Here is a 12,132-nt window from a genome sequence, read left to right on the forward strand (position 1 = left end):
CTCCACAAAGGATAAAATTCAATGATCGCATATTGCGGAATAGACTGTTCAAAATGTCGAAGCTACATAGCAACTCAATCAGGGAATCCTGAAGAATTTGCTAAAATTGCTAAAAGATTAGAGAAAATTTACTGCGCTGAAGTAAAACCGGAATATGTCATTTGTGATGGTTGCAAAGTTGATAAAAGGCATTCTTATTTCTGTTCAAACAAGTGTAAAATGCGGCGATGCTGTATTGAAAAACATTATAATTCCTGTATTGAATGCCCGAGTTTCCCGTGTAGTGAGTTAGAATTTGAATTAAAAAATACGCCAGATGCAAGAAAAAATTTGGAAAAACTGAGATAACCAATTATTTTACTTGAACTGGTATCTGGATGTAGTTCAGCACCCGTCGGTAAACTCTGCGTTAACTATGGAAAAAAACATATTCCAATAAAATTAAGTTAATCGGGATAGAATTCCCCATCACTGGGGAGCTGATATAATATTCTTTTTCATATTTTTCGAGCAAGAACCAACCCCACAATCTGTACTTCCTCAGAATTTCGAACATTCTCTCTGGCGTTGATTTGATCTGATAGTCCTGTCTGGCCGTCTTTCATCGAAAATCCGGAAAGATACAATTGTTGACCTTGGTTTTTCTTGTTTGCATTATGGATACGATCTAATACCTGAGTATTCAGAGACGCTAAGCTGATACACGGGTGTTTAATCCACTGATAAATCAATTTTTCAAAGCAGTTACCCTGAATCTTCTTTACACGATCTATCCATACTGATATGCAGTTCTGGTAAATACTAAGGTAACAACCGATCCGGTTATCCGTTGATTCTTCATGATATGCGGATAAATATCAGATTACTCAAGATAACCGGACAACCGGAGAATAACTTGTTAGCATGACTCCAGACTCCGCGTATTTATATGATTCAGAAATAAACACTTGAATTTAAAAAGCTTTTAAAGAGACTGTTGACAATCTATACGTCAGTTTTTAACAATTTCCATGTTATCATCCAAATTGTAATCACAATTTTATTTTTTCAAGAGGATGTATGAAAACTGTTTCAACAATGTGCCGTTTCTGCCTGAACACATGTCCTGTCGATGCGGTTGTAAAAGACGGGAGGCTGATTTCGGTAAAAAGAAAACCTGTTCCCGGAGTTACCGTGCGCCGCTTCTGTCCGAAAAATGCCGCGGCTCCCCATATTGTCTATGCTCCTGACCGGATTACATCACCGCTCGTCAGAAACAATGCAGACAGAAATCAGAATTTTAAGAAAGTATCTTGGAATACGGTGCTTTCAGACATGGCAGATAGACTTTTATTCTATAAAAACAAATACGGTCCGGAATCTGTGGCCTGGCTGAAGGGAACCGGTGAGGACTGGGGGCCGGTCTGGCAGTATACTCAGAGATTTATGCATGCATTCGGGTCTCCGAATGTCATCGGAAACGGCTCATTGTGCCATGCAACAAGAGCTCTGCCCGCTTTTATCACATACGGAACCGGAACCAGGCCGGACACCCTCAATGCCGAATGTATAATAGTGTGGGGAAAAAATGATAAAACCTCCAGTCCGCCTGACTATAACCTGCTGATGGAAGGAATAAGGCATGGTGCGAAACTGATTGTCATTGATCCGGTAAAAACAGACATTGCCGACTCCTCAGACCTGTGGCTGCAGATAAAACCGGGCTGTGACGGCATTCTGGCCATGTCCATGATGCAGGTCATTATTGCCGAAAATTTATATGACTCACATTTTGTTGCTGAATGGACGACCGGTTTTGACCGGCTCACAGAGGAGGTACGGAATTATGCACCTGAGCATGTGGCCTCTTCCATATGGCTGACCCCTGAGGAGATACGGCAGGCCGCCCGCCTGTATGCCGGATCGAAACCGGCCTGTATAGCAGACGGCAACGGGCTTGACATGAATGCCGATGTCACCCGGAATGTGCGGGCTGTCTGCATGTTACGGGCATTGTGCGGAAACCTCGATATTAAGGGAGGTGATGTTTTTCCGCAGAAGGTACCGGTCAGAGACATGAGTCTGAAAGATTCACTGAATCCGAAAGTGAAGCCGGTCACAGCCGGATACCCTTTGTTCAGCAGTTTCAACAAAGGCGGGGGATCTCCTGTGAGCACAGTTATCCCCGATGCAATTCTGGATAAAAAACCGTATCCAATCAAGGCTCTTATTATTCAGGCATCCAACCCCCTGGTCACAGCGGCAAACTCACTACGGGTTGCGGAAGCCCTGAAACAGGTGGAATTCCTTGTGGTGATTGACCTGTTTATGACACGGACAGCCGGACAGGCAGATATTTTTCTGCCGGCAACCACAACTTTTGAAACCACGCAACTGAATATGGCAGGTCTGAACGCAAATAGAATGCTTTTACAGGAAAAAGTGATTGAACCTCTGGGAGACAGCAGGCCCGGCTGGCAGATTATTTTTGATCTTGCCAGAGCGCTGAAGCTGGACGAAGCGTTTCCCTTTCAGACTGTGGAAGAAGCCATTGATTTCCAGCTTGAACCTTCCGGTATAACAGTCAGGCAGATGCGTGAGCATCCGGATGGCCTTACCCTGCAAAAACCGGAATTTGAAAAATACAGACAGCACGGTTTCAATACACCTTCCGGCAAGGTCGAGTTTTATTCGGAAACCTTATCTGATTACGGGTATGAACCGATCCCCTTTTTTGAACTTTCCCGGGCAGGAAGGATCACCTTTGACTATGCAAAGGAAAAATATCCTCTGGCCGGCATCAGCGGTGAGAAATCAGGCTGGTTTGTTCATTCCCGCTACCGAAACATCCCCTGGATAATTGAAAAGGAGCCGGAGCCTTTTATTGACCTGCATCCGGATGATGCGGAGCTGCGGGGGATCAAAGATAATGATTCAGTAAGAATCATATCCCCTAACGGTGAGATTTTCATGAAGGTCAGACTCAGCGACTCGGTGCGGTGCGGAACCGTCCGTGTTCCCTGGGGATGGGGTGAGCATGACCTGCGCTTCAATATAAACTCCCTGACTGATGATGCAGAAAGAGATTCAGTTGCAAGTACCCCTTCAGTCCGGGCCTTTATGTGCGATGTAATAAAAAGGGATTAATCGCCGTAAAAGCTCTAAACATGCTAAAAAAACAAATGTCATGCTAACCCGGCGCTGCACTCCACCCTCTGTGACGGTGAGCTTAGCGTTATGTCTCTGAAAAAGGTCCATCAATACATGATAGCAGAATACAGGGCTAAACTAGAATCAAGCATTAAGCCTTCCATCTATATACCTATCGGAGCTGGAGTTGTTTTTTTCTTGGTAATATTTATCAAAGATGACTTAAAGTTGGATCACAAAATGGTTGAAGCAACCTTTGCCTTAATGGCTATCTCGTTCATATTTTGTTTTCTATTGATCGGTGTCTGCACATATTTTTACAAAATTACTTTATATAATGATGGACTATCTTCATACAATCCATGGGAAAGTTTTAAGTGCTATCATATGAAATGGATTGATATGAAGTATTTAACCATTAAAAGTGTATTTGGATATAAATACTATTATATCACCTCATCTGATCAAAAAAAGTATTTATGGGTGCCATGTAATATCAAAAACAAAGAGCAATTTATAAAAGACGTACAGTCGTTGATTAATAAGGATCATGTTTTATTGAAATATATAATGACATAACCTCGCTGTTGCAGTGGACGGCCTGTTCCTCGCCCCTGAACAACCCGTTAAGAATTGACGACCCCGGATTATAATTTCTGGCCAGAACTGTTTCCAATAAAGGTGTTCACTACTTTCGTTATTCTTGCCTGTCTGGAAATCAGGGCTGGCCTCCTTTGATACCATTATTGGAGACCTCGGTTTTCCTTATTTGCATCATGGATACGGTCTAATACCCAGGTGTCCAGAGACGATAGACTGTGCTAAAAATGTTTAACCTCTGATAAATCAATTTTTCAAAGCATTTTACCCTGAATATTCTTTACAGGCGTCAACCATGCTGACCGGACAAGATAATTGTCGCAGAATAATAATGAGTTTTTTAGAAAAATCTTGGGAGGAAAGAGAGGAAAAAGTTTACAAAAAACTTTTTGGTGACCTTGGCCCAGGGATTTATCCACTTGACATTGAAATTTTCACGAAGAAATTTAAGCAAGACAATTGTGATCCCAGATGGTTACATTACGGGGTATTTAAATCAAAACCAAACGAAAATAGAGAAACTTGGTTATATATTTCCTCTGGAATGTCAAATCCCTGGGAGTCTGAACAACCAAAAGAGTATTCTGGTTTTGGAACCGAGTTAGTTTTAGAAGCCAGAGAAGACGCTAACTGGGCTATTGACGTTGTTCGTACTATGGTTGCATATAGTATCCTTCTCGCTCATGGGAGGATGGGAGACTTTCCAATGCTTGATTATGGTCATCGAATACCATTTAAGATATTACCCGATAATGATGAACCTCCCACTATCACACACGTTATAATAGCGGAACCAGATCATTATCAACATGCAAAATAAACTTCATCATTGTAATAAGGCGGTTGTTTAAAGCAGACTTAAAGTTTTGTGGCCATGCCGTCAAGTATGACGGCGTCAGTTTGGCCCGTTTTCTTTAGGTATAATGCAAAATCCAATGTTTGAGCCAATACCTTTTTCGATAAAAACCAAGTCTTTTATCTTGAGATGTTCTATGATTTCATCGACAACCAGTGATAAATTAACGTTGGCCTTTCCCCCGGTTTTTTTCTTTATATGAGCAATAAGCTCGTTTTTCGTAGCCCCATTGTGCTTTTTCAAGTACACTAATACCAAATTTTCAATATGTCTATTTGATGTTGCTTTATAGATAAAAAACAATCCCCCCACAGAACTGCACTGTAATGCAAAGGAAAGCAGATAGTATCCATAAAGTAACAGAAAAATATTCAAAATTACCATTCCAACTATAATAAAAAAGAAAAAGAATCTTTTCACAATACATTCCTCCTTTGAATAATGTGAAGAAGGATGTTGGGAACTACTATTTTCGAGCGTCTTGACATAATGCCAATTTACACTGGCGTGAAAGAAGATACAATTTAAAAAAATTTGATAATGGCTGTATTATGTGATTCGAACCTGCACATGTCATAATGGTATAGTATTTTGTTAATGACATATTCATAACAATCCCCTTTTTTTAATTCATCCGGTTCTTGTTCCCCTTTTTATGATTTGACCTGATACTTAAGTTAACTTATAACGTGAACGGGAGAATTTTAATCCCAGTAACGTTTGCAAAAAACCTGACGATATTTAGAGGACCTAAGTTCATAATCATTTACGATGGAGGAAATCAGCGATGACATCCACATTACCGGAACAGATGAAAGTGATTGAAGTTACCGAACCGGGCGGTCCCGAGGCCCTTTCTGTGGGAAGCAGGCCTCTGCCCCAGCCGAAACCGGACGAGGTGCTGATCAAGGTAGCGGCCACCGGTGTAAACGGGCCCGATATAGTTCAGCGTAAAGGGCTTTATCCGCCGCCAAAGGGCGCATCGGACCTTCTGGGTCTGGAGATCACAGGAAGCATTGTTGCCGCCGGCAGCGATGTCAGCGATTGGTCTGTGGGAGACCAAGTCTGTGCCCTGACCAACGGCGGTGGTTATGCCGAATATTGTGCCGTTCATGCGCCCCATTGCCTGCCGATTCCAAAAGGCTTGAGTTTGGTGGAAGCCGCGGGAATTCCCGAAACGTTCTTCACGGTTTGGAGCAATATATTCATGGGGGCCGGACTCAAAGAAGGGGAAATCATTCTTATCCACGGCGGTTCCGGCGGTATCGGCTCAACGGCCATCATGCTTGCAAAAGCTTTCGGCGCAAAGGTTTATGCCACCGACAGCCCTGCAGAACGATGTGAAGCCTGTAAAGGTTTCGGCGCCGATCGGGTTATTGACTACAACAAGGAAGATTTTGTTGAAGTTGTTAGAGATGAAGTCAAGGGTGCCAATGTCATTCTCGATATTGTCGGAGGAGACTACATTGCACGCAATATCAAGGCGTCGGCGCCGGATGGACGCATCGTTCAGATTGCATTTAACAAGGGCTCAAAAGTTGATATTAATTTGATGCCCATCATGCTGAAACGTCTCCTTTTCACGGGCTCCACCTTGCGCAGTCGTCCGGATTCCTCCAAATCTGAGATTGCGGCTCAGCTCAGGGAGAAGGTATGGCCGGTGATTGAGGCGGGAAAAATCAAACCGGCTGTCCACAAAACATTTCCCTTGGAGCAGGCTGCAGATGCTCATCGGCTTATGGAGAGCGCAGCGCACGTCGGTAAGATTATTCTCGAGGTATGACCGTTTAAAGCGTATTATTGTGACGGGATATTCTGGGCCCGCAACAAACCGGGCAAATCCTTTTTTCAAGGGAGACTGGATAGAAAGCTAATTTTTGCATATGTTTGAGGCAAGCCATCTCCACAATGTGAGCCCTCTGAATTTCAACTGATTTTCAGAGGGCTCAATAGTTCTGGTATTGATTGTCAGTTCAAATCTTATTCACATATAAAATGAACCCGGCCTGAGTCTTTCCGAGTTGCATGACATTGGCCAGACCCCTGCCGGTTGTCAAGTTCAGGCCATGGTCTCCCCGGATGATGCCACCAGGTCCACTTCCTGGACGGTAAGGGGCTCTCCTGCCTCGGTCAGGGCCACGGAGGTTCGGGTCACCCGGCCCATCAGTTCATTGTCCGGGGTGGTAACATCAAACTGAGACGGAATTCCGGCCAGGTAAATGGCTCCGATCCCGGCATCCTTTATCCGGGTCAGGGTCATGCCCTCATCCCCCTGTTCCCAGAGGGTGAGCTGGTCAAAAACCTCATCGTTTTCATCAATCCATTGGTTCTGGTCCTGATCATAGGCGGCCAGTTCGGCAAAACCCTGATCTGTGGCAGGGCCGAACAATTCACTGCCGTCATTGATTTGTCCGTCCTGGTTTTTGTCCAGGCAGAGAAATGCCCATCCTTCACCGGGAAGAGACAGGTCCTCTTTGGTGCCGTCGGAATCCAGGTCAAAGGAGAACTGCCCGCCACTGAACAGAGGTGCCCCGGCATCGGTCTGAATGACCAAGGGGTCCACCAGGACATATCCGAAAGATTTTTGTTCAAGGACATCCTCCCTGAAAAATTCCCGTTCCATGGCCACGTCCAGGGAAAAATCGATATGCCGGTTGTCCCCGGTCTGCACCTGGCCCTGGGCCGTCACCATTGTCTGCTCCTGTTCCGTTATGGAAACGCTGACCTGACGGGTGACGGATACAGGCAATAGATGAATTTGATCCACCCGGGTGACACGCCAGCCTCCGGACACCGACAGCCGCCCGGACAGTTGTTCAATGATTGAATCCATAATCCGGCGCATGGAGGCCAGTTCCGCCCGGAACTGATCGGTCAGGGAAACCGCCGGCTGGTCCTCCAGAGTCACTGGCGTTACCCATGAACTCTGCGTAATCCTGTCCTGGATTTGCCAGCTGCCGGCGGTAGCGCCTTGGACCGGAAACGCCAGGCGATCTGCCATGCGGATGTCCATGAGATCCATAAAAGACGTCTGCTGGGAGATTTGGGTGGTTTGGATTTCTGAATAGGTTCTTGATGAGGATAAATCTAAAGAAAAGGCATTTATTTTCATTCAGCCCCCTTTTTCAATGCCGGCAGCTCCATCCTCTTGAGTGGCGGCCGGGATAAAAGATCACCGGCTCCATCCTGGCTGCCGGCCAGGGGCCTGAGAAAAAACAGTCCCCCAAGGGTATGGAAGCAAATCCTGTACCCTTGGGGTATCTGATTGGTTTTAAAGGAAATGATGATTTGGGGCAGGGCTTTTCAGGGGAAAGTGCGGCAGTTTCTGCCCATGGGAAGGGCCTTTTTTTCCCGTGGCATCAAACTGTATCGGAAAAGGTCGCCCAAAAGAAAATAGGGTTCGTGGGACACTCGCGTCATTGTCGACGTGGTAGGCATAACCGATGATGATCCCTGTCTGGCAAGGTGATGCAGAAGGTGGTAGGCCCGGCCGGCCTCTAAAATTTATGTGGAGAATTGATATATGAATGAAATACAGGCACAGAAATTGATCATTAAAGCTGTTTTAATTGGAGTTGGGGCTACGATGATAATGGATATCAGGGTGTTATTTTTAAAATTTTTTTTAGAATCCCATCCCTTAACTATGCAATGGTTGGACGTTGGATAGGTCATTCCCGAAAGGATGTTTTGTCCATAGAAACATCACGGAGACACCGTATATTACAGGAGAACGTCCTATCGGCTGGTGTGCTCATTACGTAATTGGAATCGCTTTTGCCGGGGTGTTGCTGTTCTTTTACGGACCCGCATGGACGCACAAACCGACTTTATTTCCAGCAATACTTATCGGTGTTGTCACGGTTAGGTATCCGCATTGGCGGTTGCCAGTTTAAAAGCTATCCCTCCAAACACGGCACCAGCAATACGATTCATGTAAACCTGAATTTTGGGAGACCGGTTTAGCAAGCGGCCGAGGTTCCCAGTAGCCATGGATGGGCTTTTTACAGGGCCATAAATATGAGCCACGGGGCAATGTCCATGGCTCATAATATTCATCAGTCTGTAATGGTAAAGGTTAGACTGGATGCAAGAACCCGCTCATCAGCCTTTTTTTTGTCCGGGTACTCAGAGGTATCTTTGACCCTTACGATCCAGTAGCCTGCTTTTAATGGGATAAAATCAATGTGGCCGTAAGCGTCTGTAGTTCCTGAGAAAGCGATATAGTCTTTGGCGGCAAAGTGGTCAAAGGTGGCCTCCACTTGGGCGAAATGGGCGGGTTTCCCGTTGAGCAGCACCTGCATGGGGAAGACCTTGCCGGGTCTGATGGTTGCAGGGTTGGCCAGGGGGACGATGTCAAGATCCATGCCTGTGGGTTTGGATATCAAGCTTGTATCGGTTGCCCCGTCCACATTCACAATGGTTTTGCCGTACATGACCGCTTCTTCCACATAGCTTGCACCTGGCCGTTGGATGCGGTCTGTCTGTTCCCATCCGCCGTCCCCATTGGACCAGAACGTGGGTTTGTAAAAGGCCAGCACCATATAGCTGCCTTTTTTAAGGGCGATCTTTCTTTCAAAAGCGTAGTTTTCGCCGGTTTGATCCATGTTCAGGGTTCCTGTCTGTGTGACCAGCGCCAGGGGGCTGAAAATGTGAAGCCGGTCGGCTGGGATGGATTCCGGATTTGGAAATTCATGGCCGTATCCGATATTTGCACTGATTACGCCATTTTTATATCCTGTTTGCTGTACCCACAGTTCATGTGCGCTGATGGGCACCGGCACTGAAAAGATGAAAAATAGGCATACAATTAGAAACAGAGAAGCTGTCAGACCTGTGGTGCGCAATTTGGTGAGCATTGGTGTTGTCTCCTTTGAGTTTAGGTGCGTTGTATATAGTTTAGAATTTTATGGACATCCAGATGTAGGCGCTTCTGCCGTCACCCGGATTGTAACCGGAGTCATTGTCCCAGATAAAACTGTAGTAATCGGAATCAAATATATTATTGATGTCCAGTCCCATGGTGATTTTTTTCCACTTATATCCGAAAGAACAGTTCACAATGTCATAGGCCCCGTCCTTTTCTCTTGTGTTTTCGGCATCAACTTCGTAATCTCCCTGCATCTCGATCCAGAAGTTCGAGAAAAAACCGGACGGATGATCAAAATCGACCCCCACTTTGGCTGTATAATCCGGTATATTTTCAATGTCATTTCCCTTGATTGCCTGAAGAGAGGGGCCGGGGTCAGTATATTCTGCCTGGATAATTGAATAGGATGCCCAGATGTTAATCCAGTCATGGAGTTTGACGCTGACCGAAAAATCCCAACCTTTCCGCATGGTCTCCCCGGCGTTGACATAGTCACCGGAGCCGTCGTTTTTGGCCCTGACCTCATCGGTGGCCTTCATCTGCCAGTAATCAATCCTGGCGGACAGCCAGCTAAAGGGAGAAGACTTGAAACCAAGTTCCCAGCCATCGTTTTTGGAATATGCAATGTCATTGGAAATGGTTGAGCCGCTGGAGTTCTGGCCGTACAAGGTGGGCGTGGACGGCAACTGAAAGGAACGCCCGAAATTGCCGTAAAAATTGTAGCCTTTGACAGGGGTGATGACAACACCTGCCTTGGGCTGCCAGATGTAGTCCATATCCACCATGTCAGTGTTCAGGCCGGTCAGCTGGTTGGTCATTTTACCGTCAAAGGAATCCACACGCAGGGAAGCAGTCAGGCGCAACCAGTCGGTGATGTCGCCGTCTGCCTGGACATAGCTTCCCAAGTAATAAAAGTCCATGTCATAGTACCGCGTGGCGCCTCCCTGACGGTCCCTGTTTGCCGTGGCCCATCTTGCATCGATATTGTCCTGGTTCTGGTAATCCACTCCCCAATCCAGTTTCAAGCGCGGAATAAATGTATCGGCAAGTTCATATGAAAGGGTGGATATTGCTCCGTACTGCTTACTGTCGTTGTACCGTTCCTGCTGTGTTCCTGTGGCACTCCAGCGGCACCACCGGGTACGCTCAATGCGCTGGTGATACATTTTAAAAGACCAGATAAGATCATCGGAAAACGCATAATCCAGATGGGTGCTGATGTGATGGTTATCCTGCTCACCGCCGTCGGAAGTAGCAAAGTCAGCCGCTTTTGTGGGATCCGAATCTGCCTCTTCCTTGGTCAGGTAGCCAGGTGCATCGGCATCCATGGTGAACACCCTGGCAATGGCACCCAAGGACAGCTTTTTATTTTCAGTGGTATAAAACCATTTGCCTGATGCAGCTCCTTTTTTCAGATCCGAATGGTCACGGTAGCCGTCGGTTGTCCGATAGCCCACAAAATAGGTCTGGCTGAATTTATCGGTGTCGTGGCCTGTGATCATGCTGGCGTCGTAAGTATTGAAACTGCCGGTTAAAAATTTGCCCTCGGTAAAATTGCCTCCCCGCTTGGTGTGCAGATTGATGTTGCCTGCAATGTTTAGAAGTCCGTAACGCGGATCTGTTGTTCCTTTAACTGCTTCAATATGATCAATTTCCAGGGGGAAAAAGGGCTGAATATCCATTTTTCCGTATCCGAAGTTGTGGGGAATACCATCCACAATCAAAGTGAGGGGTGCATCGTGATTGGCGTCGAATCCGCGAAGAGACACCGTACCGGATACTACACCCTGATTCCAGTCTCCGTAGTAAAAGCCCGGAACCTTTTTGAGCAGCTCCATGCTGAAATCCACGTTTTCCATTTCAATTTGGTTTGCCCCGATGACATCCACGGATGCCGGGGCATCCGCTGCGGACAAATCTGTGGATTTCCCGGTGACCGTCATCTCTCCGATTTCCATGTACATTTTGTCGTTTTTGTTGTCTGCATTCACAGTGGATTTGCTATTTGTGCCTGAATCTGTGATTTGGGTTTTCCGGGTTGTTTCTACTTGTTCTTGAACATCCGCAGCAAATGTTGCTGTTGCTGCAAAGGGCAACAGCAGCATTCCTAATGTGTACCACGCCGGCAAAAGGTATTTCATTTGTTCTCCCGTACAATAAAAATATCAGTCAATAAAATAAAAAAGGCCGCAAAAACCGTGTAAAGACACCTCTGGTGTCTGACAGTCTTCGTGACCTTTTATGAGTTCAGCAAATTGTGCTTTTTACAGTTCCGCTCTTCAGAACGGCGATTTCGAATCGCAATAGTATAGACGTTGTGCTAATGTCAAGATCAAAATATAAGAAATTGTATGAAAGTTAGACGGGTGGGGTGGGCAAAAGTGCAGTCTTGTCCGCCATTCTAAGTCTAACATTTTGTACCTGAATGATAAATTCAGGTGGGCTTGTTTACAGACAATCTTTGGTTACAAACAGCCTGCCCACCCAGCGCTGACGCATCAAAATTTATTATCAATGATATCAGGGGGGCGGAGCGACATCTAAAATTATTTTGTCGCAAAATTATAATAGACACTCTGCAGGTCTTTTGATAATGTAACGTGGATGTGTGTGAGTTCACCCACCAATCGAAACGTTACATTTGAGGAGAAAACGCTGTGATAAGCCAGTGTGGTCG

The 12,132-nt window shown here is 45.8% G+C and carries 10 protein-coding genes; 6 read left to right on the forward strand and 4 right to left on the reverse strand.

The window, feature by feature from the left end; translation table 11 throughout:
* Positions 1–21 precede the first annotated feature (21 nt).
* From B147_RS30965 to B147_RS27490, 3 genes are all read left to right on the forward strand, one after another.
* Positions 22–348, forward strand: a complete 327-nt coding sequence (locus B147_RS30965; protein ID WP_083927815.1) for a DUF3795 domain-containing protein — start codon at positions 22–24, stop codon at positions 346–348.
* A 711-nt stretch (positions 349–1,059) separates the two neighbouring features.
* Complete coding sequence (locus tag B147_RS0105320; RefSeq protein WP_020586207.1) at positions 1,060–3,126, forward strand: molybdopterin-containing oxidoreductase family protein; 2,067 nt, start codon at positions 1,060–1,062, stop codon at positions 3,124–3,126.
* A gap of 898 nt (positions 3,127–4,024) precedes the next feature.
* A complete protein-coding gene (locus tag B147_RS27490) occupies positions 4,025–4,549 on the forward strand; it encodes a suppressor of fused domain protein (protein ID WP_020586209.1) in 525 nt (174 codons plus the stop codon).
* 75 nt (positions 4,550–4,624) lie between these two features.
* Here B147_RS27490 and B147_RS0105335 read toward each other — a convergent pair whose 3' ends face one another.
* On the reverse strand, positions 4,625–5,005 hold the full coding sequence (locus B147_RS0105335) for a hypothetical protein (protein ID WP_020586210.1): 381 nt from the start codon (positions 5,003–5,005) through the stop codon (positions 4,625–4,627).
* A gap of 367 nt (positions 5,006–5,372) precedes the next feature.
* Here B147_RS0105335 and B147_RS0105340 point away from each other — a divergent pair, with 367 nt between their 5' ends.
* Positions 5,373–6,368: an NAD(P)H-quinone oxidoreductase gene (locus B147_RS0105340; RefSeq protein ID WP_020586211.1), complete on the forward strand. Its 996-nt coding sequence runs from the start codon at positions 5,373–5,375 to the stop codon at positions 6,366–6,368.
* A 276-nt stretch (positions 6,369–6,644) separates the two neighbouring features.
* Here B147_RS0105340 and B147_RS30065 read toward each other — a convergent pair whose 3' ends face one another.
* A complete protein-coding gene (locus B147_RS30065; protein WP_020586212.1) occupies positions 6,645–7,697 on the reverse strand; it encodes a hypothetical protein in 1,053 nt (350 codons plus the stop codon).
* A 411-nt stretch (positions 7,698–8,108) separates the two neighbouring features.
* Here B147_RS30065 and B147_RS31655 point away from each other — a divergent pair, with 411 nt between their 5' ends.
* Both B147_RS31655 and B147_RS33415 read left to right on the forward strand, forming a co-directional pair.
* Complete coding sequence (locus B147_RS31655; protein WP_020586214.1) at positions 8,109–8,255, forward strand: hypothetical protein; 147 nt, start codon at positions 8,109–8,111, stop codon at positions 8,253–8,255.
* Positions 8,248–8,481, forward strand: a complete 234-nt coding sequence (locus B147_RS33415; RefSeq protein WP_083927816.1) for a DUF2938 family protein — start codon at positions 8,248–8,250, stop codon at positions 8,479–8,481. The genes B147_RS31655 and B147_RS33415 overlap by 8 nt, the downstream gene beginning before the upstream one ends.
* Before the next feature lie 162 nt (positions 8,482–8,643).
* Here B147_RS33415 and B147_RS0105360 read toward each other — a convergent pair whose 3' ends face one another.
* Together B147_RS0105360 and B147_RS27500 are read right to left on the reverse strand one after the other, a co-directional pair.
* Positions 8,644–9,444, reverse strand: coding sequence for a DUF4198 domain-containing protein (locus B147_RS0105360; RefSeq protein WP_020586215.1), 801 nt, complete (start codon positions 9,442–9,444; stop codon positions 8,644–8,646).
* Positions 9,445–9,484: 40 nt separating this feature from the next.
* Positions 9,485–11,596, reverse strand: a complete 2,112-nt coding sequence (locus B147_RS27500) for a TonB-dependent receptor (protein ID WP_020586216.1) — start codon at positions 11,594–11,596, stop codon at positions 9,485–9,487.
* Between the last annotated feature and the right edge of the window lie 536 nt (positions 11,597–12,132).

It is taken from the genome of Desulfobacter curvatus DSM 3379, from assembly GCF_000373985.1.
Taxonomy (GTDB): Bacteria; Desulfobacterota; Desulfobacteria; order Desulfobacterales; family Desulfobacteraceae; genus Desulfobacter; species Desulfobacter curvatus.

Coding starts and splice junctions, on each gene's coding strand:
- B147_RS30965 (WP_083927815.1), top strand. CDS start 22: ATGATCGCATATTGCGGAATAGACTGTTCAAAATGTCGAAGCTACATA.
- B147_RS0105320 (WP_020586207.1), top strand. CDS start 1,060: ATGAAAACTGTTTCAACAATGTGCCGTTTCTGCCTGAACACATGTCCT.
- B147_RS27490 (WP_020586209.1), top strand. CDS start 4,025: ATGCTGACCGGACAAGATAATTGTCGCAGAATAATAATGAGTTTTTTA.
- B147_RS0105340 (WP_020586211.1), top strand. CDS start 5,373: ATGACATCCACATTACCGGAACAGATGAAAGTGATTGAAGTTACCGAA.
- B147_RS30065 (WP_020586212.1), bottom strand. CDS start 7,697: ATGAAAATAAATGCCTTTTCTTTAGATTTATCCTCATCAAGAACCTAT.
- B147_RS31655 (WP_020586214.1), top strand. CDS start 8,109: ATGAATGAAATACAGGCACAGAAATTGATCATTAAAGCTGTTTTAATT.
- B147_RS0105360 (WP_020586215.1), bottom strand. CDS start 9,444: ATGCTCACCAAATTGCGCACCACAGGTCTGACAGCTTCTCTGTTTCTA.
- B147_RS27500 (WP_020586216.1), bottom strand. CDS start 11,596: ATGAAATACCTTTTGCCGGCGTGGTACACATTAGGAATGCTGCTGTTG.